This is a genomic window from Bradyrhizobium sp. CCBAU 45384, assembly GCF_028128665.1.
GTDB lineage: Bacteria > Pseudomonadota > Alphaproteobacteria > Rhizobiales > Xanthobacteraceae > Bradyrhizobium > Bradyrhizobium manausense.
In genome coordinates, this window is sequence record NZ_LBIZ01000112.1 from 142,386 (window position 1) to 166,550 (window position 24,165).

Annotated in this window: 23 protein-coding genes; 13 read left to right on the top strand and 10 right to left on the bottom strand. The window is 64.3% G+C overall.

Going from position 1 to position 24,165, the window contains the following annotated elements:
• Positions 1 to 128 precede the first annotated feature (128 nt).
• Positions 129 to 647 carry a DUF6101 family protein gene (locus XH80_RS24140; RefSeq protein ID WP_220002473.1) on the top strand — a complete coding sequence of 173 codons (519 nt, stop codon included), beginning with the start codon at positions 129 to 131 and terminating at the stop codon, positions 645 to 647.
• A 108-nt stretch (positions 648 to 755) separates the two neighbouring features.
• On the opposite strand, the gene ubiA is transcribed toward XH80_RS24140, so the two are convergent.
• Entirely contained in the window at positions 756 to 1,688 is a 933-nt protein-coding gene (gene ubiA, locus XH80_RS24145) for a 4-hydroxybenzoate octaprenyltransferase (RefSeq protein WP_271600704.1), read from the bottom strand.
• Positions 1,685 to 2,344 carry a hypothetical protein gene (locus XH80_RS24150; RefSeq protein WP_271600705.1) on the bottom strand — a complete coding sequence of 220 codons (660 nt, stop codon included), beginning with the start codon at positions 2,342 to 2,344 and terminating at the stop codon, positions 1,685 to 1,687. The genes ubiA and XH80_RS24150 overlap by 4 nt, the downstream gene beginning before the upstream one ends.
• Before the next feature lie 206 nt (positions 2,345 to 2,550).
• Between XH80_RS24150 and XH80_RS24155 the strand changes: the two genes are divergently transcribed.
• The gene (locus XH80_RS24155; protein ID WP_057741769.1) at positions 2,551 to 3,306 is read left to right on the top strand and encodes a 16S rRNA (uracil(1498)-N(3))-methyltransferase; all 756 of its coding nucleotides are present in this window, start codon (positions 2,551 to 2,553) and stop codon (positions 3,304 to 3,306) included.
• A 28-nt stretch (positions 3,307 to 3,334) separates the two neighbouring features.
• On the opposite strand, the gene XH80_RS24160 is transcribed toward XH80_RS24155, so the two are convergent.
• Together XH80_RS24160 and XH80_RS24165 are read right to left on the bottom strand one after the other, a co-directional pair.
• Complete coding sequence (locus tag XH80_RS24160; RefSeq protein WP_271600706.1) at positions 3,335 to 4,342, bottom strand: helix-turn-helix domain-containing protein; 1,008 nt, start codon at positions 4,340 to 4,342, stop codon at positions 3,335 to 3,337.
• Positions 4,343 to 4,352: 10 nt separating this feature from the next.
• On the bottom strand, positions 4,353 to 4,859 hold the full coding sequence (locus XH80_RS24165) for a hypothetical protein (protein ID WP_271600707.1): 507 nt from the start codon (positions 4,857 to 4,859) through the stop codon (positions 4,353 to 4,355).
• 278 nt (positions 4,860 to 5,137) lie between these two features.
• Between XH80_RS24165 and XH80_RS24170 the strand changes: the two genes are divergently transcribed.
• From XH80_RS24170 to XH80_RS24195, 6 genes are all read left to right on the top strand, one after another.
• The gene (locus tag XH80_RS24170; RefSeq protein ID WP_271600708.1) at positions 5,138 to 5,329 is read left to right on the top strand and encodes a hypothetical protein; all 192 of its coding nucleotides are present in this window, start codon (positions 5,138 to 5,140) and stop codon (positions 5,327 to 5,329) included.
• 276 nt (positions 5,330 to 5,605) lie between these two features.
• A complete protein-coding gene (locus tag XH80_RS24175; RefSeq protein ID WP_271600709.1) occupies positions 5,606 to 6,757 on the top strand; it encodes an ATP phosphoribosyltransferase regulatory subunit in 1,152 nt (383 codons plus the stop codon).
• Between the two features lie 3 nt (positions 6,758 to 6,760).
• Positions 6,761 to 7,738 (top strand): ATP phosphoribosyltransferase, encoded by a 978-nt coding sequence (gene hisG, locus XH80_RS24180; protein ID WP_271600710.1) that lies wholly within the window; start codon positions 6,761 to 6,763, stop codon positions 7,736 to 7,738.
• A gap of 99 nt (positions 7,739 to 7,837) precedes the next feature.
• Entirely contained in the window at positions 7,838 to 8,914 is a 1,077-nt protein-coding gene (locus XH80_RS24185) for a glycosyltransferase family 2 protein (RefSeq protein ID WP_271600711.1), read from the top strand.
• Complete coding sequence (locus XH80_RS24190) at positions 8,911 to 9,756, top strand: ChbG/HpnK family deacetylase (protein ID WP_271600712.1); 846 nt, start codon at positions 8,911 to 8,913, stop codon at positions 9,754 to 9,756. The genes XH80_RS24185 and XH80_RS24190 overlap by 4 nt, the downstream gene beginning before the upstream one ends.
• A 125-nt stretch (positions 9,757 to 9,881) precedes the next feature.
• The gene (locus XH80_RS24195; RefSeq protein ID WP_271600713.1) at positions 9,882 to 10,703 is read left to right on the top strand and encodes a DUF2076 domain-containing protein; all 822 of its coding nucleotides are present in this window, start codon (positions 9,882 to 9,884) and stop codon (positions 10,701 to 10,703) included.
• Between the two features lie 585 nt (positions 10,704 to 11,288).
• Here XH80_RS24195 and XH80_RS24200 read toward each other — a convergent pair.
• Positions 11,289 to 12,119 (bottom strand): L,D-transpeptidase, encoded by an 831-nt coding sequence (locus XH80_RS24200; protein ID WP_271600714.1) that lies wholly within the window; start codon positions 12,117 to 12,119, stop codon positions 11,289 to 11,291.
• 312 nt (positions 12,120 to 12,431) lie between these two features.
• Here XH80_RS24200 and XH80_RS24205 point away from each other — a divergent pair, with 312 nt between their 5' ends.
• Positions 12,432 to 13,196, top strand: a complete 765-nt coding sequence (locus XH80_RS24205; RefSeq protein WP_057741789.1) for a protein phosphatase CheZ — start codon at positions 12,432 to 12,434, stop codon at positions 13,194 to 13,196.
• 184 nt (positions 13,197 to 13,380) lie between these two features.
• On the opposite strand, the gene XH80_RS24210 is transcribed toward XH80_RS24205, so the two are convergent.
• Positions 13,381 to 13,899 (bottom strand): hypothetical protein, encoded by a 519-nt coding sequence (locus XH80_RS24210; RefSeq protein ID WP_271600715.1) that lies wholly within the window; start codon positions 13,897 to 13,899, stop codon positions 13,381 to 13,383.
• A gap of 318 nt (positions 13,900 to 14,217) precedes the next feature.
• On the opposite strand from XH80_RS24210, the gene XH80_RS24215 reads away from it, so the two are divergent.
• The 3 genes from XH80_RS24215 (at position 14,218) to XH80_RS24225 (ending at position 17,714) form a co-directional block, all read left to right on the top strand.
• On the top strand, positions 14,218 to 14,514 hold the full coding sequence (locus tag XH80_RS24215) for a co-chaperone GroES (protein ID WP_014491914.1): 297 nt from the start codon (positions 14,218 to 14,220) through the stop codon (positions 14,512 to 14,514).
• A gap of 225 nt (positions 14,515 to 14,739) precedes the next feature.
• Positions 14,740 to 16,371, top strand: a complete 1,632-nt coding sequence (gene groL, locus XH80_RS24220; protein ID WP_057741796.1) for a chaperonin GroEL — start codon at positions 14,740 to 14,742, stop codon at positions 16,369 to 16,371.
• Between the two features lie 137 nt (positions 16,372 to 16,508).
• Entirely contained in the window at positions 16,509 to 17,714 is a 1,206-nt protein-coding gene (locus XH80_RS24225; protein ID WP_271600716.1) for a hypothetical protein, read from the top strand.
• Positions 17,715 to 17,830: 116 nt separating this feature from the next.
• Here XH80_RS24225 and XH80_RS24230 read toward each other — a convergent pair whose 3' ends face one another.
• Positions 17,831 to 18,229, bottom strand: coding sequence for an META domain-containing protein (locus XH80_RS24230; RefSeq protein WP_271600717.1), 399 nt, complete (start codon positions 18,227 to 18,229; stop codon positions 17,831 to 17,833).
• 135 nt (positions 18,230 to 18,364) lie between these two features.
• The gene (locus XH80_RS24235; RefSeq protein ID WP_271600718.1) at positions 18,365 to 20,029 is read right to left on the bottom strand and encodes an L-lactate permease; all 1,665 of its coding nucleotides are present in this window, start codon (positions 20,027 to 20,029) and stop codon (positions 18,365 to 18,367) included.
• Between the two features lie 313 nt (positions 20,030 to 20,342).
• Between XH80_RS24235 and XH80_RS24240 the strand changes: the two genes are divergently transcribed.
• Positions 20,343 to 22,106 carry an ABC transporter ATP-binding protein/permease gene (locus XH80_RS24240; RefSeq protein WP_271600719.1) on the top strand — a complete coding sequence of 588 codons (1,764 nt, stop codon included), beginning with the start codon at positions 20,343 to 20,345 and terminating at the stop codon, positions 22,104 to 22,106.
• A 212-nt stretch (positions 22,107 to 22,318) separates the two neighbouring features.
• Here the strand turns inward: XH80_RS24240 and XH80_RS24245 are convergent, their stop codons facing one another.
• Entirely contained in the window at positions 22,319 to 23,338 is a 1,020-nt protein-coding gene (locus XH80_RS24245; RefSeq protein WP_271600720.1) for a TorF family putative porin, read from the bottom strand.
• Between the two features lie 418 nt (positions 23,339 to 23,756).
• Positions 23,757 to 24,146: a histone gene (locus XH80_RS24250; protein WP_271600721.1), complete on the bottom strand. Its 390-nt coding sequence runs from the start codon at positions 24,144 to 24,146 to the stop codon at positions 23,757 to 23,759.
• Between the last annotated feature and the right edge of the window lie 19 nt (positions 24,147 to 24,165).

Here is a 24,165-nt window from a genome sequence, read left to right on the forward strand (position 1 = left end):
CAAGGTCTTGTCAATCATGGCGTGCGGTGAGGTTGGATTAACCAGCCTTTTTAAGCGGTTTCGGAAGCCGCCGCGCTAAGCTCCTCACATCGACCGGGAACATAATCCTGGCGGGGAGAACGAAGGCCGTGAGGCGTCAAACAGCAATATGCGGGGTCAACCCCGCCGGGTCGAGCCGCTCTCTGCGGCTCGACCCTCTTTCCCTTCCGGTCCGCTTCGACGCGCATGATCCGCGCGCCGACGGCTACACCAGGCAGATCGAGCTTCATCGCGAGCGTGTCGTGCTGCGCCGTGCCGTCCGCGGCATGCAGATGGCAATCAACGTCCGCGTCAGCGACTTCACCGGGCTCGCGCTGCGCGGCAATGACGAGGCGCAGACCCTCGTCCTCGTGCACCGCGATCCCTCGCTCTCCGTTCCGCTGCTGGTCAGCGCCGATGGCGACGAACTCAACGAGGCCTGGGCGATCTGGAGCGAGATCCTTGCGCTGCCGCAGCTCGACGAAGGCGCCCGCAAGCCGGCGCCGCGCCGCCGCCGCGCCAACGCGATCCGCGCGCGCCGTCCGAAATTCCTGATGCGCCGCCGCAGCGCCATGGCGCGCGAGCTGCCGGTTCATCGCGAGGAACGCGAGATCATCGCGCGCAATTGAGGTGCCGTAGGGTGGGCAAAGCGAAGCGTGCCCACCACCTCTATCGAATTGAGAAAGATCGTGGGCACGGCGCAAGGGCGCCTTTGCCCACCCTGCGAGAGCGGCGAATTACGCCGCCCGCATCACCGCATCCGCCAGCAATCCCGCGAACAGCAACAGGCCCGCGTCGCGGTTCGACTTGAACAGACGCAGGCAGAGCGCGGGATCGTCGATCCGAAGTCGTTGGATCTGCCAGGCCAGATGCACGGCGAAGGCCGCAAGTCCAAGCCAAGCCGGCCAGCGCACATCGCCCGACGCCAGCGCAACGCCGATCAGCATCACCGCAAGTCCATAGAACAGGATCAACGCCTGGTGCGTATGCGCGCCGAACAGGCGCGCGGTGGATTTGACGCCGATCAGCGCATCGTCCTCGGAGTCCTGATGCGCATAGATGGTGTCATAGCCGATCACCCAGGCGATCGACCCCGCATAGAGCACCAACGCGGTGATATCGATGCGTCCGAAGGTGACGGCGAATCCCATCAACGCGCCCCACGAGAAGGCAAGACCGAGGAAGACCTGCGGCCACCAGGTGACGCGCTTCATGAAAGGATAGATGGCGACGATCATGAGCGAGCCGATGCCGGTCGCCACCGCAAAGCGGTTGAACTGGAGCAGCACTGCAAGGCCGATCAGCGCTTGCGCGATCATGAAGGCCAGCGCCTGCTTTACGGTGATCTGCCCGGCGGGCAGCGGCCGTGAGCGGGTGCGCTCGACCTTGGCATCCAGGTCGCGGTCGGTGATGTCGTTCCAGGTGCAGCCCGCCCCGCGCATCACGAAGGCTCCGACGAGGAACAGGACGATGGTGAGCGGCAGGGAACGGATATCGTGCGCCATTGCGCCGGCGAGCGCCGCCGACCACCAGCACGGCATCAACAGCAGCCAGGAGCCGATCGGGCGATCGAAGCGGGACACCCGCAAGTAAGGCCGTGCCCATTGCGGCGCGAGCGTATCGACCCAGTTGCCGGTGGAATCGGCAACGCGGGCGGATGTGTCGCTCATCGCGTGAGGACGTTGCCGTTGAGCGTGTCGAAGGTGCTGCCGCCCTTCTTGCTGGCATTGGCCTCCGGCGCCGCGCCCGAACCCACCACCTCGCTCAGCGACGGACCGGCCGGACCGCGCTGCCCGTTCGCCATCTGCTGCGCGACGTTGCAGACCTTGGTCTGCATCGACTCGGTGTTCTTGTGACCTTCCTTCATCTGCGCGGCGACGGTCGGCGGGATTCCGCATTTTGCGGCATGGGCCTCGACATACTTGATCATCTTGAGCTCGGCCTGGCCGAAGCCCCTGATCAATTTGCAGGCCTCGTCAGGCGGGGCGTGGCGATCGCTCGCGGCCTTGATCATCTTGCCGCGCTTTTCGGCGTCCTCGCGCAGCGGGATGAACGCCTTCATGCAATCCTCGCCGGGACCGGCCTGGGTCGGCGGAGCCGCGCTGAAGGCGCCCGCGCCACCGATCGGAGCTACACCATTGACCGGGAAAGAGGCCTGCGGCGGGGCGCCGACGGAGGCGACCGGCGCCTGGCCGTTCACGGGCGGAAATGCGGAACTGGTTGCGGCCTGGTTCGGCAGCGGCGCCGGGAACCCCTGGGCGTAAGCGCCCGCGGCGCCCATGACGACCATGGCGGCAGTGATCGGAACCATCAAACGACGGATCATCAAAAGTGTCTCTCCGGCAGGAGCTACGGGTTCAGGCGTCTTCCAATTGAAGCGCGACCAGCGTGCAGGCGTTTTTACGATTCCCGCCGGCACTTAACAACCCGTCGAATAGGGCAAGAGCGCGGCGTGCCGACACACCAATCCGGCGATATTTACCCCCAAACTACCGCTTTCGGTTAAGAACGGCGACAAATCGGACCTAAAAGATGCCCTCCCACGATTTTCGCGCCCCCCGCCTGTTCGTTGACGCCCCCCTGGCCCAGGATGCCAGGATTCCGCTCGACCGCGACCAGAGCAATTATCTCGGCAATGTGCTGCGGCTTGCCGCTGGAGCCGAGGTTTTGGCCTTCAACGGCCGCGATGGCGAATGGCAGGCCGCGATCGAGGGCCGCAAGCGGCCCGAGAGCCTTGTGATCCTCCAGCAGGTCCGTCCCCAGGACCGGCTGCCCGACCTCGCCTATGTGTTCGCCCCGCTCAAGCACGCCCGGCTCGACTACATGGTCCAGAAGGCCATCGAAATGGGCGCTGCCAGGCTGCAGCCGGTCCTGACCCGGTTCACCCAGGCCTCCCGGGTCAACACCGAGCGGATGCGCGCCAACGTCGTCGAGGCCGCGGAACAATGCGGCATATTGAGCATCGCCGCGGTTGCCGAACCGGTGCCGCTGGAGCGGTATCTCAGTCAGCGCCCTGTGGGCCGTCTGCTCATCTTCTGCGACGAGGCGGCGGAGGTCCAAAGCCCCATCCAGAGCCTGCAAGGCGCAAGCGTGGCGGGCCAAGGTATCGACGTGCTGATCGGCCCCGAGGGCGGGTTTGCCGAGGAAGAGCGCACCCTGCTGCTGCGGCAGCCGAACATCCTGCGGCTGGCCCTGGGCCCGCGGATCATGCGGGCCGACACCGCCGCCGTGGCGGCGCTGGCCCTGGTCCAGGCCGTGCTGGGCGATTGGGGTGGCGGAAGCGGTTAGCTCGTCGCCTGGCGAACGGTCATCGCATCTAGCTGCGCTCGCGCAGCGATCGATGCAGGGTCTCGGACGGCAACTCTCCGAACGCCGCCCGATAGCTCGCCGCGAACTCGCTCAAATGCCAGAAGCCGTGCGCGATGGCGCAGGCCTTGACGCTGCGCCGTGCCGGGCCGGTGCGCAGCTGCCGGCGCACCGACCAGAGGCGCAAGACCCTGGAATAGCGATGCGGGCTCATGCCGCAGATGGCCTGGGTCGCACTCTGAAGAGTCCGGACCGACACGCCCACACGCTCCGCCATTTCGGTGGTCTTGTGCCAGATCGTCAGATCGTGCCGGATCAAGCTTTCCATCTCGGCGACGATCCGCAGATAAGTCGAGGTCGTCGCGTGTGTAGAACGGCTGTCCATGCTCGTTGCGATCGTGGCGTCCATCACGCTGAGCAGCGATCGTTCGACAGCCGCTCGCGACGCCGGCTCGTTCAGGACGTCCGGATCGTTGGCTGCAGTTTCAAGCGTTGTGGAAATCCGGCCGCGCAGGGCAGCAAGCATGTCCGTTGCCGGGCTCAGCAAATGATAGCCATCCAGGCGAGACCATGGCTCGCATGCGGGCGGCGTGAAGTAGATGACACCGATCAGACGGCCGACCGGTTCATGGACAAGGCAGTCGGAGGCACCCTTCAGAACGACGATGGAGCTGCCGATTGACTGCCCATTGATGCGCGTCGAGGTCACATGATCCATCGGCACCACCACGGCCGCGGCATGTGCCAGATCGTACCCTCTGACAATCCGCGGGAAGGTCTTCACCAGCGACAGGCTCAGATTCGGCAGGCTCAGCCGTGCGCGCATGATCGCGGTCGTGCCTGAGGACAACGGCATGCTCGATGCACCGGCATATTTCTCGCTGTCGCCGAAATGATCGATGTCGTAGGTTTGCAGCTCGAGCGCCGAGGACGGCTTGAGATCCTGGAACGACAACAGGCGTTCCGCCGCACTCTTGTTCGCTCCATCGCGGGCGATGTCGAGAAGGCTTTGATCCATATCCCGTCGCTTACTTCGCTTCCTTTGCCGCGACCGCGAATTTGGCGGCGCTCAGATCATCCGGTCCGCTGATGCCGGCGCGCTTGAGATCGCGAAGCAATTTCGTCAGCAGCAGCATGTTGGTCTTCTGCAGTTCGTGATTGTTGCCGAACCTGAATGCGTTCTGCTCGGTCACGATCAGTCCGGCCTTGGTCTCGGCGAGAATCTTCCGCCGCTTCAGTCCCGCCACGCGACGGCGAACCGTCTCCAGCGGCAGGCTGAGGAAACGAGAGAGCGCCGCGCGCGACACGCCCTGCTTGATCGCTTCAGGCTCGACGGTGTGAATGCTCGAAAACTTCTCGTCCAGCGCAGGATCGTTCATCACATTGATGACGTTGGCATTGAGAATCGCATGAACGATCAGAAGGTCCATCGGATCGAATTCTTCGTAGTTCCGGAACATCTCGCTGATCGAAAACAGCATGTAGGCCAGCGTGTGCCGCGAGACCGTCCGGATGACATCAGAAGCATTGCGCATGAATCGGCAACCAGCATTGATCTTGTAGACGAAGGCAGCAGCGAACGTACCATTGGGCATACCCAAATTGAGTATGTGACAACTTGCCAAGCAGTCTCAATCTTTCATTGTGACTCACTGTGACGTTGCGGAGGGACGCGCGGGTCGGACGATGTCCCGATCGACATCGCGGCTGCGAAACGATCGTCGGGTCGGCGGCTGCCGTGAGTTCGATGCACGACAGCATCCAACTCTTTCGATGCTGCCTGCTCCGTTCAGCCGACCGTCTGACGGGATGAATGGTGATGCACGATGATGTTTGCGAGCGCCAGGCACTAGGCCTGATCAAAGCTTTTCGCGGCATCGCGGACCCCCGCAAGCGGCAGAGAATTCTCGATCTCGCCGAGCAACTCGCCAATGACCAGGGGTCGGACACCGCAAAACCTGGCGTGCACGAAGCACCGACGGCGAAAGACGGTGGAGTTGAGTGAAGCAAGGCAGCTCCGGCAGGTTTGAGGACGCCGCGGAAACCTGTATATAGGTATAATGATACTCTTATCGCGAGCCTCTTCCGGTTTTGGAGAGCTCGTGCAGGGGATCCGGGCGAGACCGGCTGCGCGGCTCCAAAGTCGTTAAGCGATTGATCCTTTGGAGGTCGAAACCGCTTTCCGGCCATGCTAAGGGCTGCGCCAATACCGGTGCCTGCCTTTGGCGCCTCCCCTTGCCTCCCTTGCCTGCCCGGTTCTCCCGGGACGATGGACCCCGAGATGACCGCAACTGCCACCTCAAATGCTGCCGGCTCCGCCGCCTGGGCGGACACGCTGCTGTTGTCGTTCGCGCAGGCCGGCTATGTCAGGGCCGAGCCCGCCATTCTGCAGCCGGCCGAACCGTTCCTGGACCTGTCGGGCGAGGACATCCGCAAAAGCCTCTATCTGACGACAGACCTGTCGGGCGAAGAGCTTTGCCTGCGTCCCGACCTGACGATCCCCGTGGCGCGCGATTACCTCGTATCCAGCCGCGCCGGCCAGCCGGCCGGGTTCAGCTATCTGGGTCCCGTGTTCCGCTATCGCAGCGGACAGGCCAGTGAATTCCTTCAGGCCGGAATCGAGTCGTTCGGCCGCCAGGACCGCGCTGCCGCCGATGCCGAGACGCTGGCGCTGGCGCTGGAGGCGACCGCCGCTTTCGGCGTGCGCGACATCGAGGTCCGTACCGGCGACGTCGCGCTGTTCAATGCGCTGCTCGACGCGCTCAATCTCTATCCGGTCTGGCGCCGCCGCCTGGTCAAGGACTTCAACCGCAAGATCAGCCTCGAGCAGGATCTGGAGCGGCTGGCGGCCGAGACCACCGCCACCCGCAGCGAATATGAGGGCGTGCTGGCGGCACTGGCCGGCTCCGACCGCAAGGCCGCGCTGGCCTTCGTCACCGACCTGATGTCGATTGCCGGCACTACCAATGTCGGCGGCCGCACCACGGCCGAGATCGCCGACCGCTTCCTCGAGCAATCGACGTTGAAGAGCGGCAAGCTGCCGCGCGAGGCGATCACTGTCCTGAAGCGCTTTCTGTCGATCTCGGGCAACCCGGACGAGGCGGTCGCCGCGCTGCGCGCGCTCACCGCCGAGGCAAGGCTCGACCTGAATGGCGCGATCGACCAGCTCGAGAGCCGGGTCGGCTTCATGGCCGCGCGGGGTATCGACGTGAAGAGCACGCGCTTCTCGACCGCGTTCGGGCGCGGCCTCGACTACTATACCGGGTTTGAATTCGAGCTGCATCACAGGGGTAACGGCGCCGGGCCGCTGGTTGCCGGTGGTCGCTATGATGGACTGATGACCCAGCTCGGAGCCGCCGCTCCGATACCGGCGGTCGGCTTCTCGGTCTGGGTGGATGCACTGACCAGCATCGGCCGCAAGGTGGGAGCTTAAGCCATGAGCGCGCCGTTCGTCCTGGCCGTTCCCTCCAAGGGCCGCCTTCAGGAAAATGCCGAAGCCTTCTTCGCCCGCGCCGGGCTCAAGCTGTCCAAGGCCGGCGGCGCCCGCGACTATCGTGGCACCATCGCGGGCCTCGACAATGTCGAGGTCGCCTATCTCTCGGCGAGCGAGATCGCCGCGCAATTGTCGCGCGGCTACGCGCATTTCGGCGTCACCGGCGAAGACCTGGTGCGCGACAACATCGCGGATGCGGAGAAGCGGGTGTTGCTGATCGACGGGCTGGGCTTCGGCCATGCCGACGTCGTCGTCGCGGTGCCGCAGGCCTGGATCGACGTCCGCACCATGGCCGATCTCGACGACGTCGCCACCGGCTTTCGCGAGCAGCATCACATGCGGATGCGGGTCGCGACCAAGTTCATCAATCTCACCCGCGCGTTCTTCTCGCAGCGCGGCATCAGCGACTACCGCATCGTCGAAAGCGCGGGCGCGACCGAGGGCGCGCCGGCGGCCGGCAGCGCCGAGCTGATCGTCGACATCACCACGACGGGCGCGACGCTCGCCGCCAACGGCCTGCGGGTGCTCGACGACGGCGTGATCCTGCGCAGCCAGGCCAATCTGGTCGCCTCGAAAGATGCCGACTGGTCGCCGCAAGCCCGCGAGACCGCACGCATCATCCTCGACCACATCGCGGCCCGAGCCCGCGCCAACAAATACCGCGAGGTCCGGACCCGCTTCCGGCAATGCGACGCCGCCCTGCTCGGCGAAGCCCACAGCCGCTTCGGCGTCGAGGCTCCGTTCGGCGGGCCGACCTCGTCGGGCATGCTCACGCTGCACTGCCCACCCGGGCAGCTCTATGCGCTGGCGAGCTTCCTGCGCGAACATGGGGCCGAGACCGTCTCGGTGGTCTCGCTCGACTACGTGTTCGATCGGGAGAACCCGCTGTTCGCCAAGCTCGAAGCGTTCTTGCGGCAGTGAGCCCAAAGTCTATTGAGCAGCTCCGTTCAGCGTAGCGACAGCAAGCTGCAGCTACCATATGCTGCCCCGATGACCTTGAACGCTCTGGAACCTTGATCGATGACGCTGGGCTCTGACGTTTCCGCCCTGACGACCACCGCAGTGAATGCCGCCGCGAAGGGGCTGTCGATTGTCGTCCCCGTCTATAACGAGGCGGCGGGCCTTGCCGCCCTGCACCAGCGCATCTGCGATCTCGCCAAGACCTTGCGGCAACGCTACCGCCTGTCCTGCGAGGTCGTCTATGTCGACGACGGCAGCAAGGACAGCACGCTGTCGATCGCACGCTCGCTGCCGGCCGACGCGATCGACGTCCAGGTGGTGTCGCTGTCGCGCAATTTCGGCAAGGAGGCGGCGCTGATGGCCGGCCTCGACCATGCCCGGCTCGGCGCCGTCATGTTCATGGACGGCGACGGACAGCATCCGCCTGATCTGATCGAGCAATTGGTGCAGCACTGGATCGATGACGGCTATGACGTCGTCTATACCGCCAAGGCGCATCGCGACAACGAGCCGTTCCTGCGCCGCCTCGCCGTGCACGGCTTCTACGCGCTGATCAATTGGGGCGCGCGCCAGAAGATTCCGGAGGACGCCGGCGACTTCCGCCTGCTGTCGCCACGCGCGGTCACCGCGCTTCGGCAACTGCCGGAGCGCAACCGCTTCTTCAAGGGGCTGGCCAGCTGGATCGGCTTCCGCCAGATTCGCGTCGATTACGAGCCTGCGGCGCGCGCCCATGGCGTCACCACCTTCAACGCTGCCCGCCTGCTCGGCCTGTCGATCGAGGGCCTGACCTCGTTCTCGGTGGCGCCGTTGCGCTTTGCCAGCCTGCTCGGCGTCGCGCTTGCCGGCGTCGCCTTCCTGTTCGGCCTCTCGATCCTCTGGGAGGTGTTCACGACGGGCAAGCAGGTGCCGGGCTATCCCTCGCTCGTGGTCGGCCTGATGACGATCGGCGGCGTGCAGCTGATCATGATCGGCATCGTCGGTGAATATATCGGCAAGATCCTCTCCGAGCTGAAGGCGCGTCCGATCTACTTCGTCGCCGAGCACAGCGAGAAGCATTTCGAGGCCGGCAAGGCCCAGGGCATTTCAAGTCAGGACACTTCAGGTCAGGCCGCATCCGACAGGACCGCGGCCGAATGAGCACGGCCGCGCGCCTGCGGCATGTCTGGCTCTGCGCCGACGATTACGGCATCAGCCCTGGCGTCAACCGTGCCATTCGCGACCTGATCGAGCGCGGCCGCCTCAACGCCACCTCGGTGATGATGGTGGGCCCCGCCATCGATCAGAGCGAGGTTGCGGCGCTTTCTGCCGCCGCGAATGCAAGCCCGCGCTGCGCGATCGGACTGCACGTGACGCTCTCGGCGCCGTTCCGGCCGCTCACCATGCATTTCCGCCCGCTCGACGGCGACATGTTCATGGCTTTTCCAAAGCTGCTGCGCGCCGGACTGATGCGCCGGCTCGACAGCGAGTTCTTCCGCAACGAAGTGAGAGCGCAGCTTCTGGCGTTCGCGGAAGCCTTTGGCCGCCCGCCCGACTTCGTCGACGGGCATCAGCACGTGCAGCTGTTTCCGCAGGTGCGCGACGGCTTTGTCGAGGCAGTCAGCGAAATCGCGCCAAAGGCATGGGTGCGCCAGGGCGGGCGCGATTTGCCGCTGGCGCAGCGGCTGGCCTCTCCGAAAGCCCTGGTGCTCGATCTGCTCAGTGCACAATTCCGCCGCCGTGCGGGCCGCGCCGGCCTTGCATTCAATCCCGCCTTTGCCGGCGCCTATGATTTCACCCGCGCGGCCGATTTCGGCGAGCTGATGCGGCAATTCCTGCAGGGCCTGCCCGAGGGCGGGCTCGTGATGTGCCATCCCGGCTTTGTCGACGAGGTTCTCACCGGCCTCGATCCGATGACTGACGTCAGGGAGCGCGAGCATGGCTATCTCGCCAGCGACGCCTTCGCGCAGCTGCTCGCAACCAGCAACGTGACATTGGGATGAAACCGGCAGAGACAAGCCGGGAGGCAGTCTGTCGCATACCGAAATTTAATCCGGCCGGCACTGTTGAGGCCACATTGGAACCCTACATCCCGCTTGCGCTTGGTTTTGCGCGAAGGAGACAGATCATGACGCCGCAGGAACGCCAGCTCGTCGACGACCTTTTCGACCGGCTTTCAAAGCTGGAAAATGCACCGCGCGATCCCGACGCGGTCGCCGCGATCTCCGACGGCCTGCGCAAGGCGCCCGGCGCCGTCTATGCGCTGGTGCAGACCACGCTGTTGCAGGACGAAGCGCTCAAGCGCGCCCATCATCGCATCCAGGAGCTGGAAGCGGCCCAAGCGCCCGCGCAGCCGCAGTCCGGCGGTTTTCTCGACACCATGCGCGACACGTTGTTTGGCACGAGCCAATCGCGCGGCTCGGTTCCGAACGTGCCGCCGCGTGACTCCCGGCCGGTCTGGAACAGCGGTCAGGCGATGCAGCAGGGCCAGCCCGGCTATGGCCAGCCGCCTTATGGTCAGGCCTATGGACAAGGCCAGGGATATGGACAGAGCTACGGCGCGCCGCCGATCGGCGGCGGCGGCTCGTTCCTGGGCACGGCGGCGGCAGCCGCGGCCGGCGTGGTCGGCGGCTCGCTGCTGCTCTCCAGCATTCGCGGCATGATGGGCGGCGGATCGCATCAGACCTTTGGTGACACCACCATCATCGAGGAGCGTGGCGGCAGCCCATGGGGCGGCAGCGGCGACCAGTCCGGCGGCTCGCTCGCGCGCGATGCCGGCCTCGATGACATCGGATCGAACCGGGATTCGCGGCAAGGCTTCTTCGACCAGGCCTCGAACGATCGGGATAACGACGATCCGGGCTATGACAACAACGACAACGACAATGTGGACACGGCCGACGACAGCGACTTCGGCGGCGGCGACGACGGCGGCAGCGATTACGCGTAGGCCATTCGGCCGACGGATGTGGAACGGCCGCCTCCGGGCGGCCGATTTCTTTTCAAGAACAGCTCGACACGCGCTGCTCTGCACCACACGCCAAGAGGCCGTTCGATATAATATGACTAGTGCTGCAGAGCGAAAACCTCCTCCGACACACGCTGCCGTAGACTCCCGGATTTCCAAATTTGGACATGGGTGTTCAACTGGAAGAACACGTTGCTTATGCCACACGCCGTGGCTGCCTCTCTTGGCACAGTCGGGGGTTTTAAGAATGAGTCCACTTCAGCAGCGCATTGCGACCCTGAGCGACGTCGCAACACACCTCATCACCGAATTGTACGAGTTGGAGGGACTGCACGAGCGCCTCAGGAAGGCAGAGCTTTCGCTGCGGCGGCGGCTGAACCGCTCGGCTCGCGCACCGCATTCGGCTTCATCGACTCCTCGTCGCCGGTCCGCTGCCCCTCGTCTCGTGTCGAGGCACCGGATATAGACCATTCAGGCAGGCGTCCGGCGGCGGCAGCGTCCCCTTCGCTGCCGCATTTCGCGCCGACGCGGCACGCGGATTGATCGCCCCATCGAGCGCATGACGCTTCACATCACCACGACCTTGGTGCCGACATTGACGCGGCCATAGAGGTCGATGACGTCCTCGTTGCGCATGCGGATGCAGCCGGAGGAGACGTTGGTGCCGATGGTCCAGGGCTCGTTGGAGCCGTGGATGCGATAGAGCGTGGAGCCGAGATACATCGCGCGGGCACCGAGCGGATTTTCCGGGCCGCCTTCCATGTGCCTGGGCAGATCGGGACGGCGGGCGAGCATTTCCGCCGGCGGCGTCCAGTCCGGCCATTCGCGCTTGGCGGTGATCGATTTCACGCCGGTCCAGGTGAAGCCCTCGCGTCCGACGCCGATGCCGTAGCGCAGCGCCCGGCCGTTGCCCTCGACGAGGTAAAGGAACTTGTTGTTGGAATCGACCACGATGGTGCCGGCGCTTTCCTTGCCGCTATAGTCGACCAGCTGTTTCTCGAATTTCGGATCGAACGGACGCTGCCGCGGATCGATCGCTTCCTGCTGGTAGCTTGCGCCTTGCTGATAACCGCCTTGTTGATATCCGCCTTGCATCTGCGGCTCGCCGACCGGCGGCAGGCGACGCGGATCGTTGTAGGCGGGCTGCTGCTGATAGATCGGCTGCTCCGGCGCGTAGGCCGGGCCGCGACCGGGCCCGTCGCCGAACAGGAACTCGATGAAGCCGCCGCCCATATTGGCGTTGGAGGCGACGCGCACCGGCGCCGGGGCGACACGCGGCCGGTAGAGCACCGCGGGCGGATCGTTCGGCGCGCTATTGTCGAAGGCGCTGGCGCCGGTAGCGCCGACAATGAAGGCGCATGCGCTGCCGAGCAGCGCGACAGACGTTTTCTTGAACATCGACGTACTCTGTACTGTTTCGTCTAGTTGCATTCGCCGCCGAACGCGCTGGCTGATCGCGTCCTCGACGTGGTCAATAAAGAGCAAACTCCGTTTCGTTTGGTAAACAGAACAGGCGTTTCGATTCACCACGTCGCGAGCAACGCTGCAATTTCCCGATCAGCGTTTATTTTCGATGAAAGGCAAAGCCTCATGGTTAATCGTGCGTTTGCGTGCCGTCGCGCGCGGCTGCACGACAGTTCCGGACGTGAACCTCGTGTTAAATCGCTTCTGTCTACAAAGACGCGTGAGTGAGGTGGGGGGAGTATCCTGATGGCTGTTCACCGCAAGCGTTTTCGTGTCGAGGATATCGCCGGTGGCGAGATGCCGATTCTGGACATGACTGAAGAGGCAGGCCCGATGCATAGCGAAATCATGGCGGAGTTGCGCGCGATCCGCGCCCAGATGGCGCGAGGCGGCCACGCCGCGCAGCCGCAGAGCGACACCGTCGTGGCGCACGAAGTTGCCGAAACGCGCGCGCTGCTGGAGACCTATCGCGCCCAGATCGAGCAGTGCGAGAAGCTGAAAGTCGAGCTCGACCTCATCCACGATGCCATCGACCGTACCAAGCGCGAGATCGCGACCTTGCACGGCAAGAGCTTCGACGGCGGCGAGATGGCCAAGGTCAACGGCGAGCTCGGCGCGGTGGTGGGCGGCACCGAACAGGCGACCCAGCAGATCCTCGAAGCCGCGGAGTCGATCGACCAGGCGGCGAGCGCGATGTCCAAGGTGGACTCGATCGATCAGCAGAAGCGGCTCGCCGACGACATCCAGGAACGCGTCATCTCGATCTTCGAGGCCTGCAACTTCCAGGATCTGACCGGCCAGCGCATCAGCAAGGTCATGAGCACGATGAAGTTCATCGAGCAGCACATCAACGCGATGATGGAGATCTGGGGTGGCGTCGACGCCATCAAGTCCCACGTGCCGGTCCATGTCGACAACCGCAGCGAAGATGAAAAGCTGCTCAACGGCCCGAAACTCGCCGGCGACGTCGGCCACGCCTCGCAGGACGACATCGACGCGCTGTTCGACTAAGCGCGACGCGACAGAGAGAAAACAAATCGCCGGCCCGAGGGCCGGCGTTTTTTGTTGCCTTCATTTCTCTCGAACTGTCATTCCGGGGCACGCGAAGCGTGAACTATGGTGCGCATTTGCGCACCTGAGAATCTCGTCATTCCGGGTTCGGTCCTGCGGACCGCCCCGGAATGACGGAGAGGAATCACGCCCGCGGCGCGCAGCGGACGTAGACCATGTTGCCGTAGCGGGTGGCGGCGTCCTTGTCGACGAAGCGGGTGATCATGACGCGGCCGTCGAAGGAGACAATCTCGCGGTCCTGCTCGCCCGGCGTCGGGCCGGATGGGCCGATATAGTTCTTGCCGCTCGGCGAGCCCTTCAGCCGCAGTTCCTGCGGCGTGGCCTGGTCGGCCAGATGCATGATCACCCCGCCGGAGGAGCCGGCGCCGATGACGTAGGGGTTCTTGCACTGGGCCCGCGCGGCCGCCTCGGTACGGGCGCGGTCGGCCGGGTTCTGGAACGAGGCGAGGCCCCAGCGGCCGACGATCTCGTCGGCGCGGATCGAGGCCGGCATTTCCGGCGCGACGCCGGGCTCGGCCTCGGGCGCCGGCTGGGACGAGAAGGACGGCAGGCTCATGCCGCCGCCGCAGGCCCCCAGCAGCAGCGCCAGGCAAGAGGCCGCCGCCAGGTTGGTAAGCGTGCGCGCGTGAGCTGAACTGATCATGGCATTCCCCCGAACAAGACCATGGCCGCATCCCTCCCGCAGCCAAGCGCAAAACCGCAGCCAGGGCAATGACGTCCTAAGATACGCCTCTCCCCCGAACGAGCTTCCAGTGCCACCATCCTATATCCGCCTCACCAATCGCTTAACCACCTTTGCTTGACAGGATCACAGCCAAGCCATATCCCCTGCGCCCTATTAGCACTCGGAAAGACCGATTGCTAAGCGCGCCGCTCGCCCCTCGGCAAGAGGGAGAACGGCAGCGCCGCCCCCACTCACTTCCGCTGCTTATCGAAAAGCGAGCCTCCAAAGGGAAACGTCATGGCTAAGTCCAAATTTCGTCCGCTGCATGACCGTGTCGTGGTCAAACGTATCGACGCCGAGGAAAAGACCAAGGGCGGCATCATCATCCCCGACACCGCCAAGGAAAAGCCGTCCCAGGGCGAAGTCGTCGCCGTCGGCCCCGGCGGCCGTGACGAGGCGGGCAAGCTGATCCCGATCGACCTCAAGGTCGGCGACCGCGTGCTGTTCGGCAAGTGGTCGGGCACCGAGGTCAAGATCGACAACGAAGAGCTCCTGATCATGAAGGAGTCGGACATCATGGGCGTGATGGCCTAGAGCCATCCGTCTGAACGGCCGCTGAATATCTCATCGTCATGCCCGGGCAGAAGCGCGAAGCGCGTCTTCGCGCTAGATGACCCGGGCAACCATCATTCTTCGCAGTGAGATGGATTGCCGGGCCTACGCCACGCCGAAGCGGCTTCGGCCGCGCAGGCGGGTCAAGCCCGGCAATGACGAACGGAGTGCGACAGACACATCACGGATTAAGAAGGATTGCAGACAATGGCTGCCAAGGACGTCAAGTTTTCCGGAGACGCGCGCGATCGCATGCTGCGCGGCGTCGACATTCTCGCCAACGCCGTCAAGGTGACGCTCGGCCCCAAGGGCCGCAACGTCGTCATCGAGAAGAGCTTCGGTGCGCCCCGCATCACCAAGGACGGCGTCACCGTCGCCAAGGAGATCGAGCTCGAGGACAAGTTCGAGAACATGGGCGCCCAGATGGTGCGAGAGGTTGCCTCCAAGACCAACGACCTCGCCGGCGACGGCACCACCACCGCGACCGTGCTGGCCCAGGCCATCGTGCGCGAAGGCGCCAAGGCGGTTGCCGCCGGCATGAATCCGATGGACCTCAAGCGCGGCATCGACACCGCGGTCCATGCCGTCGTCAAGGACATCGAGAAGCGCGCCAAGCCCGTCGCCGCCTCCTCCGAGGTCGCCCAGGTCGGCACCATCTCGGCCAACGGCGATTCGGCCATCGGCAAGATGATCGCGCAGGCGATGCAGAAGGTCGGCAACGAGGGCGTCATCACCGTCGAGGAAAACAAGTCGCTCGACACCGAAGTCGACATCGTCGAGGGCATGAAGTTCGATCGCGGCTATCTCAGCCCCTACTTCGTCACCAACCCCGAGAAGATGACCGCCGAGCTCGAGGACGCCTACATCCTCCTGCACGAGAAGAAGCTCTCCGGCCTGCAGGCCATGCTGCCGGTGCTCGAAGCCGTGGTGCAGTCGGGCAAGCCGCTCGTCATCATCGCCGAGGACGTCGAGGGCGAGGCGCTGGCGACCCTGGTCGTCAACCGCCTGCGTGGCGGCCTCAAGGTCGCCGCCGTCAAGGCGCCCGGCTTCGGTGACCGCCGCAAGGCCATGCTGGAAGACCTCGCCATCCTCACCGGTGGCCAGCTGATCTCCGAGGACCTCGGCATGAAGCTCGAGAACGTCACGGTGAAGATGCTCGGCCGCGCCGGCAAGGTCGTGATCGACAAGGAGAACACCACGATCGTCAAGGGCGCCGGCAAGAAGCCGGACATCGAGGCCCGCGTCGGCCAGATCAAGGCCCAGATCGAGGAGACCACCTCGGACTACGACCGTGAGAAGCTGCAGGAGCGCCTGGCCAAGCTCGCCGGCGGCGTCGCGGTGATCCGCGTCGGCGGCGCCACCGAGATCGAGGTCAAGGAGAAGAAGGACCGCGTCGAGGACGCGCTCAACGCCACCCGTGCCGCGGTCCAGGAAGGCATCGTCCCCGGCGGCGGCGTGACCTTGCTGCGCGCCAAGAAGGCGGTCGGCCGTCTCACCAACGCCAATGCCGACGTGCAGGCCGGCATCAATATCGTGTTGAAGGCGCTGGAAGCTCCGATCCGCCAGATCTCGGAGAATGCCGGCGTCGAGGGCTCGATCGTGGTCGGCAAGATCCTGGAGAACAAGTCCGAGACCTTCGGCTTCGACGCCCAGACCGAGGACTATGTCGACATGATCGAGAAAGGCATCATCGATCCCGCCAAGGTGGTGCGCACCGCGCTGCAGGACGCCTCCTCCGTGGCCGGCCTGCTGGTGACCACCGAAGCCATGGTCGCCGAGACGCCGAAGAAGGAAGCCGCGCCCGCCATGCCGGCCGGCGGCGGCATGGGCGGTTTCTAAAGCCTATCCTTCCCGCTGACACTATTGCGAAGGCCGCCTCCGGGCGGCCTTCTTTTTTGCCCACACTGGCCTGCGCTTCAACCGGCGGACAAAACCCACTACGGTGGCGCGCCGATTCTGATTTGAGGATTTCGTCAATGCGCGCGCTTTTTCCGACGGCTCTCTTGGCGAGCCTGCTCGTCATGTCTCCGGGACTCGTATCAGCCCAGATGAAGCTGTCGCCGAAGGCCGCGGCGCCCGGCGGCACCGAGACGCGCTATTTCACCTCGATCGACGGGCTGATGGACGGCAACGCCGACGTCATCCTGAAGGAGACGCGGCAGGGCAAGACGGTCACCGCGGCCGTGCTCGACGTTTGCTATCCCGTGGCGAAAAATTCCGATCGCAAGGACCGCTTCGTCGTCAATCTCCAGGTCTCCGGCCAGACCTTGACCGGCACGACCACGAGCCTCGGCGCCAAGGCGCCCGTCACGGTCAAGCTCACGCGCAAGCCCACCGGCGACACCTTTGAGTTCCGCGGCCAGATCGGCGTCGGCCAGGCCGTGACCGAAGTGACCTCGCCGGACAATTCCGATCTCAGCGAGAAGGAGTTTCTGGACAACCAGACCACCGACGACGGCATTACGCCCCAACCGAAGGACTTTACCGAAGTCTCGCCGGAGGCAATCGCGGTCAAGGTCAAGCTCGATGCCGCGACCGACTTCCTGAAGAGCCTCAAGGGCCAGGACGTCGAGGTGACGCTGGCAAGCCTGACGGTCGGCTGCGACGCGCTGCGCGCCGGCGAGCAGACCATCAACATGTCGGTCGATCCGGAGCGTGCGGCCGCGCTGCTGGCAAAATTCAAGACGATGCCGGGCGTCACCGCCGCCGGCTGGACCGCGGGACTGGTGGAAATGGATCGCACCATCCGCATTGGCGCCGCCGACTGGCGCGACGGCGACAAGATCAACCGCGACAAGCTCGCAGGCGCAATCGCCGGCGTGCTGAGCAAGACGCTTGCGGCCAAGCCGGTCTCGCAGAGCTTCAACGCCGCCACCGGCAAGCTCAAGCTGGTGTTCAAGCGGCCGAATCAGGACTTCCCGGCGCTTGAGCTCACCGACACGATCGAGGTCTCAACCCTTGTCTCCGCCGACAAGCCGGGGACATCGGACAAGCTGATCGTCTGGATCGGCAGCCCCTCGACCACGACATCAGACGAAAGCAGCGGCGCCAAGCTCAACCTCTCGGATGAAGCGACGGCCGATGAGGAAGGCGACCAGCCCGACGACAACGGCTCGATCGAAGCGCTCGCCAAGGAGCTGAAAGGCCAGCGCTGGGACGCAGACAAGTCGGTGTGGAAGTGACGAAGTCATTCCGGGGCGACGCGCTAGCGTCGAACCCGGAATCCATCACGCCACCTGTTCCGTTGATCAATGGATTCCGGGGTTCGCGCTTCGCGCGCCCCGGAATGACGTAACGGTCAATTCCCGTTCTCGCGAAACCGCAGCGTCTTCGGGCCGATCAGCGTGAGCATGTCGCCCTGGCGTTTCCAGGTTTCGACCGCGGCGAGCGCGGCGATGAGTTCGTCATCGGCCTGAGCTTTGGCCGGTGGACAGGAACGATCCTGGATCTGGCCGGGGACGAAGATCACGGTGTTGCCGGCCACCGAGAACTGACCCTTGCCGCCCTTGCACCAGAGCTCGAGCACGACCTCGCCATTGTCGCCGATCTCGATATTCGGAATCCGCTTCGAGCCGGGCTGCGGCACGGCCTCCAGCGTCATCTCGGCGCCGAAGGGAAAGCCCTCTTCCGAATGTGCGCCGACGGACATCACAAGCAACGCAGCCGCACCACACATTATCCGCTTCAACAACACCATAAGACCTCTCGACCACGCCGATTTGCCGGTCTTCTATAAGACGGCAAAGCCCTTGAGAAGGTTCGTCGGCGCTCGACGCAAAAATCCCCGCGGGACGATCCCGCGGGGATTTTGCCTCGAAGCGGGGCCTCGCTGCTACTTCAGGACGAGCTCCGTGAACGGATAGACATAGGCTTGCAGGGTCACGAACACGCCGACGAGGCAGGCCAGCACGATCGAGTGCCAGAACACGAAGCGCAGGATGGTGCCTTCGTGGCCGTACCAGTTGGTTGCGGTGGAGGCGACGACGATCGATTGCGCGTCGATCATCTTGCCCATCACGCCGCCGGACGAGTTCGCCGCCGCCATCAGGATCGGCGAGAGGCCGAGCTGCTGCGAGGTGATCTTCTGGAGGTTGCCGAACAGGATGTTCGACGACGTATCCGATCCCGTCAGCGCCACGCCCAACCAACCGAGCAGCGTGCCGAAGAAGGGGTAGAGCACGCCGGTCGCGGCAAAGGCGAGACCCAGCGTCGCGTCGACGCCGGAGAGCCGCGTCAAGGTGCCGATCGCGAGCATCGCCGAGATCGTGATCAACGAGATCGCGCACAGCCTGATGGTGCGTCCGTATTCGACCAGCAGCCTGACAGGACCGACACCCATCAGGATGCCGGAGATGATCGCCGCGATCAACATGCCGGTGCCGGTGAAGGACAGGTAGGTGAAGCCGAACACCGCCGCTTCCTTGGTCGGCGCAGGCGCGACCGGCGGCATCTTGTTGATCATCTGGTGCAGCTCGGGAACCGGATAATTCCAGACGAAGATCCCGTTCGCCCAGGTCTTGAAGGCTCCGTTGCCCCAGATCAGCATCACGACGCAGACGATGATCCACGGCAGCAGTGCGCTGAACAGCTCGCTCTCGGTGAGCGGCGTCTTGTCGAGCGGCTTGGCCGTCGCCATCGTCGCGGCCGATTCATCATGTCCGCGCAGTGCCGGCGACAGCCAGAGTTGCTTCGGTCGCCAGACCCTCAGGAACAGGATCAGCGCGCCCATCGAGATCAGCGAGGCGCCGATGTCGACGATCCAGGGATTGACGAAGTTCGAGATCACGAATTGCGGGACCGCGAACGACACGCCGGTGACGAGGATCGCCGGCCAGACGTCCTTCATGCCTCTCCAGCCCGCGAACGCCCACACCACCCAGAACGGCACGATCAGCGAGAACAGCGGCAATTGCCGTCCGACCATCGCGCCGAGGATGTAGGGGTCAAGCCCGGTGACCGAGGCGAGGCCCTGGATCGGCGTGCCCAGCGCGCCGAAGGCGACTGGCGCGGTGTTGGCGATCAGCGAGAGGCCGGAGGCCGCAAGTGGCGAGAAGCCGAGGCCGATCAGCACGGCACCGGTGATTGCCACCGGCGTACCGAAGCCCGAGGCGCCCTCGAAGAACGCGCCGAACGAAAATGCGATCAGCAGCAATTGCAGCCGCCGATCCTCGGTGACGCCGCCGACCGCGCGCTTGAGCAGCTCGAAGCGACCGGTGGTCACCGTCACCTGGTAGAGGAAGATGACGTTGAGAACGATCCATCCGATCGGGAAGAAGCCGGTCACGATGCCGAGGATCGAGGCGCGGATCGACATGTTCGCCGGCATGGTGAACACGAAGATCGTGATCAGGTTGGTCACGATCACGGCGATGATGGCCGCGATGTGAGCCTGAACGCGCCCGCTCGCGATCAGCACCAGCAGCGTGACGACGGGTACCGCCGCCGCGATCGTCGACAGCACGGGACTGTGCAACGGATCATAGATTTGATTCCACATGATCTTCCTCCCCCACGCATGTGTACGGCAGGTGACCCGCGTGGGCGGCCGGACCTGCTTGACGCTGGAAGCGATAACCCCCGAGTTGGACGCGAATTCCTCGGATAAGCAGCGGTTCCCGCCTGCTCACAAGGTCGCGAAAATCTGGAGGCCCCCACCCCACGCCGTTATGCCCATGCTAGGGTTGCAAGCTGCGGCTCGCCAACGCAAATTGCAGACCTTGCGACTTTAGTCTAAGTGCGCCGCTTTTCCGCTACGGCCGAGCCGCTTGGCTTCGGGGCCGCTGTGAATATCCCTCAGGAGATCTCGCTCTGTGAACAACATCCGCGCCACGCTCGCGATCGTCTGGCGAATCGCCATCCCCTATTTCCGATCGGAGGACAAATGGGCCGGTCGCGGCCTGCTTGCGGCAGTCGTCACCATGGAGCTGGCACTCGTCGCCATCGACGTGCTGGTGAACCAGTGGCAGAACCGGTTCTACAGTGCGCTCCAGGCCAGCGACTGGGATGCCTTCATCACGCAGATCTGGATCTTCGTCGGCCTCGCCTCGGTCTATATCGCGCTCGCCGTCTACAAGCTCTATCTGAACCAATGGCTCCAGATCCGCTGGCGGCAATGGCTGACCCGGCATTATCTCGGCGAATGGCTGAGCGGCGCCACGCACTATCGCATGCAGCTCAAGGGCGATGCCGCCGACAACCCCGACCAGCGCATCACCGAAGACGTCAAGAACTTCGTCGAGCAAACCCTGACCATCGGCCTCGGCCTGCTCTCATCGATCGTGACGCTGTTCTCCTTCGTCATCATCCTCTGGGGTCTCTCCAACGCCGCGCCGCTGCATTTGTTCGGCAGCGACTACATGATCCCGGGCTATCTGTGCTGGGGTGCCTTGATCTACGCGATCTTCGGCACCGCCCTGACGCACTGGATCGGCGCACCGCTGGTCAACCTCAATTTCGAGCAGCAGCGCTTCGAGGCTGACTTCCGCTTCAATCTCGTTCGCGTCCGCGAAAACTCCGAGCAGATCGCACTGCTGAAGGGCGAAGGCGCCGAGCGCGGTCGCCTGCTGGACCGCTTCGGCTTCGTGATCGGCAATTGGTACGCGATCATGAGCCGGACCAAGCGCCTCACGATGTTCACGGCGAGCTATCAACAGGCCGCCGTGATCTTTCCCTACGTGCTGGTCGCACCGGCCTTCTTTGCCAAGAAGATCCAGCTCGGCGACATGATGCAGACGGCATCGGCGTTTTCGAGCGTGCAAGGTGCCCTGTCGTTCTTCGTCACGGCCTATCGGTCGCTGGCGGAATGGCGCTCGATCGTCGCCCGTCTCGACGGCTTCGAGATGTCGGTCAATTCGGCGACGAACCTGCCGGCGCACGAGGCCACGATCGAACTCAGGGCGGCCGGCGGCGGCCGCAATATCGGGCTCGAGAAGCTTTGCGTGTATCTTCCCAACGGCACGCCACTGGTCGCAGCCGACGGCTTCGCCATCCAGACGCCGGAGCGCGTGCTTGTGACCGGGCCGTCGGGCGCCGGCAAGTCGACACTGTTCCGGGCGATTGCCGGCATCTGGCCGTTCGGCACCGGCAGCATCGTCATCCCCGCCAAGGCGAAGCTGATGATGCTGCCGCAACGCCCCTATTTCCCGGTCGGCGCGCTCGGCGATGCCGTGATCTATCCTGCAGCGCCCGGCGCGTTCCAGGCAGCCCAGATCCGCGATGCGGTGGTATCGGTCGGCCTGCCGGACCTCGCCGATCGGCTCGGCGAAGACGGGCACTGGAACCGGATGCTGTCGCTCGGGGAGCAGCAGCGCCTCGGGCTCGCCCGCGCGCTGCTGCATGCGCCGGACTATCTGTTCCTGGACGAGGCCACCGCCTCGCTCGACGAACCGTCGGAGGCCCGCCTCTACCGGCTGCTGGCGGAGAAGCTGCCGCAGGCCACCATCGTCTCGATCGGCCATCGCTCGACGCTCGATGCCTTCCACACCCGCAAGGTGGCGATGGTGAAGGACGGCCCGATCCACGTGCTGGGCAAGGACGGTGCCCCCGCCGAACCGGAGCCGAGCACGGCGCGTTGAGGGCGAGGGGGTGCCCGGATGAGGCCAACGGGTCGACGCGAAGCACCGCCCGATGACAGGCTCCGCGCAATCCGGGATATCTCGCGGCGCCGATAGACCCCGGATTTCGCTGCGCTCCATCCGGGCTACGCGCTCTCCCCAAAACAAAGCCCCCAAAGCAAAAGGGCGGCAGATCGCTCTGCCGCCCTTGTTAGTCAGTCTCGGAATAAAGCTTACTTCAGGTTGGTCATCGCCGTCAGGTCGAAGGACAGCTTGGCGATACCGGCCGCGCCGCACCAGTTGGAGCCGACGCCGGTCGGGTTGATCGCGGTGATATTGTTGCTGCCTGAACCATTGAAGGCGCTGGTGAAGGCGTTGCAATTGCCCTTGTTCAGATCGGTGTCGGAGTAACGCAGATCCAGCGTGAACACCTTGTAGGTGAAGCCGATGCCGATATTCCAGGTGTTGTAGTCGGCGTATTTGATGCCGTTCGGGAACGGGCCAGCGAAGCCGGGATTGGTGAAGGTGGTACCGTAGAACGAATCGCTGGTACCGAGGAACTGGCGACCGAACTCACCCGACACGTACATGCCGACGCCACTCGAACCGAAGATGGTGCTGGGCGCAGTGTACTTGGCGGTGATCGAGGCGTAGTCGCCCCAAGCACCCGAATTCAGGAAGTTCGGCGAGTAGTACTCGTTCACACCGACCGACCAGTTGTCGTTGATGGTGTAAGTCATCTTGCCGTAGACTTCGAAGAAGCTGACATCCTTCTTCATGACGTTGCCATCGGCGAGGAAGATCGTGTTGCTGCTGACGGGGCAGACGCCGCCACCGGGAACACCGCCGGTCAGCACGCTGTCGGCGCAGTTCCCACCGGGATACAGGTAGCCCCAAACACCGATATCGAAGGCGAAAGCACCAAAGGTCGGGCGGATACCGCCGTAGACGTCGATCTCGGCTGCGGCGCGGTTGGCGAACGAGATGCTCTCGCCGGACACGCCGACATAGAGCTGCAGGTCCTTGGTGACGTTGTAGCGCGGCTCGAAATAGGCGGCGACCGAGGGCTTATGGTTCGACTGGGTCACGCCGCGGAAGATGTAGTCGTTCATGAGGGCGCCGCCGAAGGCGATATCCCAGGGATCGAACGCAGGCGGCGGAGGAGCCTTCAGGGCCTTCACAGGCATGTCCGCCGCGAAAGCCGACCCGGTCACCATTGCCAGCGCCGTTGCCAACAAAGTCACTTTTTTCATTTCGATCCCCATCACCAAGTTCTAAACCCCGGTCGAGCTCCGGAAGCCCCCCGGGGCACCCGACCTGATTGCAAATTTCATAACTGAGGCAATCTGGATGGTGGAACGCAAAGCGAGAAGCAAAAAACACAAGCATCTGCCGACTTTTTAGGCGTTCTGGCGATTCCACGAAAGGTTGTCGGTGGGTGTTGCTTCTCGATCACATTATTTTCACGGCAAAGTGCGCTGAGATGCCCGGGATACTACGGAGATCCCCGCTCCCCGGCACGCACGCTACGAATCAGGTGACTCAAAAACGGGCAGCCTCCGGCAGCCTCTGACGGAGGTGGCAAAAAGGCCGCAGCGTCGCCGCTGCGGCCTTCCTGCTGTCGACCGGTCGCCCGGGGGGAAGCCTGGTCCGGTGGACCTGGCCTTCGACCTAACCCTGCCCTTCGGCCGGCGTTGATTCCGCAGAAGACGAAGGCATCGCCCAGCTTGTCTCAGCGGCCGGCTCGGGGGCCGGCGCGGCTACCGGGGCCGCCGGCTTCGGCGCGGGAGCTGCCTTCGCCTTCTTCGGTGCCGCTTTCGTTGCGGTCGTCTTGGCGGCCTTCTTCGGCGCCGCCTTCTTGGCAGCGGCTTTCTTCGCTGTCTTCTTCGGTGCTGCCTTCTTGGCCGATTTCTTCGCGGCCTTCTTGGCGGACTTCTTGGCAGACTTCTTGGCAGACTTCTTGGCCGCCTTCTTCTTCGTCGCCTTCTTCGTCGCTACAACCTTCTTGGCCTTTTTGGCCTTTTTGGCCTTCTTGCTTTTCTTCTTGCTCGCTTTCGCCATCGTGGTCCTCCTGTTGCCG

Coding starts and splice junctions, on each gene's coding strand:
- ubiA (WP_271600704.1), bottom strand. CDS start 1,688: ATGAGCGACACATCCGCCCGCGTTGCCGATTCCACCGGCAACTGGGTC.
- XH80_RS24150 (WP_271600705.1), bottom strand. CDS start 2,344: ATGATCCGTCGTTTGATGGTTCCGATCACTGCCGCCATGGTCGTCATG.
- XH80_RS24155 (WP_057741769.1), top strand. CDS start 2,551: ATGCCCTCCCACGATTTTCGCGCCCCCCGCCTGTTCGTTGACGCCCCC.
- XH80_RS24160 (WP_271600706.1), bottom strand. CDS start 4,342: ATGGATCAAAGCCTTCTCGACATCGCCCGCGATGGAGCGAACAAGAGT.
- XH80_RS24165 (WP_271600707.1), bottom strand. CDS start 4,859: ATGCGCAATGCTTCTGATGTCATCCGGACGGTCTCGCGGCACACGCTG.
- XH80_RS24170 (WP_271600708.1), top strand. CDS start 5,138: ATGGTGATGCACGATGATGTTTGCGAGCGCCAGGCACTAGGCCTGATC.
- XH80_RS24175 (WP_271600709.1), top strand. CDS start 5,606: ATGACCGCAACTGCCACCTCAAATGCTGCCGGCTCCGCCGCCTGGGCG.
- hisG (WP_271600710.1), top strand. CDS start 6,761: ATGAGCGCGCCGTTCGTCCTGGCCGTTCCCTCCAAGGGCCGCCTTCAG.
- XH80_RS24185 (WP_271600711.1), top strand. CDS start 7,838: ATGACGCTGGGCTCTGACGTTTCCGCCCTGACGACCACCGCAGTGAAT.
- XH80_RS24190 (WP_271600712.1), top strand. CDS start 8,911: ATGAGCACGGCCGCGCGCCTGCGGCATGTCTGGCTCTGCGCCGACGAT.
- XH80_RS24195 (WP_271600713.1), top strand. CDS start 9,882: ATGACGCCGCAGGAACGCCAGCTCGTCGACGACCTTTTCGACCGGCTT.
- XH80_RS24200 (WP_271600714.1), bottom strand. CDS start 12,119: ATGTTCAAGAAAACGTCTGTCGCGCTGCTCGGCAGCGCATGCGCCTTC.
- XH80_RS24205 (WP_057741789.1), top strand. CDS start 12,432: ATGGCTGTTCACCGCAAGCGTTTTCGTGTCGAGGATATCGCCGGTGGC.
- XH80_RS24210 (WP_271600715.1), bottom strand. CDS start 13,899: ATGATCAGTTCAGCTCACGCGCGCACGCTTACCAACCTGGCGGCGGCC.
- XH80_RS24215 (WP_014491914.1), top strand. CDS start 14,218: ATGGCTAAGTCCAAATTTCGTCCGCTGCATGACCGTGTCGTGGTCAAA.
- groL (WP_057741796.1), top strand. CDS start 14,740: ATGGCTGCCAAGGACGTCAAGTTTTCCGGAGACGCGCGCGATCGCATG.
- XH80_RS24225 (WP_271600716.1), top strand. CDS start 16,509: ATGCGCGCGCTTTTTCCGACGGCTCTCTTGGCGAGCCTGCTCGTCATG.
- XH80_RS24230 (WP_271600717.1), bottom strand. CDS start 18,229: ATGGTGTTGTTGAAGCGGATAATGTGTGGTGCGGCTGCGTTGCTTGTG.
- XH80_RS24235 (WP_271600718.1), bottom strand. CDS start 20,029: ATGTGGAATCAAATCTATGATCCGTTGCACAGTCCCGTGCTGTCGACG.
- XH80_RS24245 (WP_271600720.1), bottom strand. CDS start 23,338: ATGAAAAAAGTGACTTTGTTGGCAACGGCGCTGGCAATGGTGACCGGG.
- XH80_RS24250 (WP_271600721.1), bottom strand. CDS start 24,146: ATGGCGAAAGCGAGCAAGAAGAAAAGCAAGAAGGCCAAAAAGGCCAAA.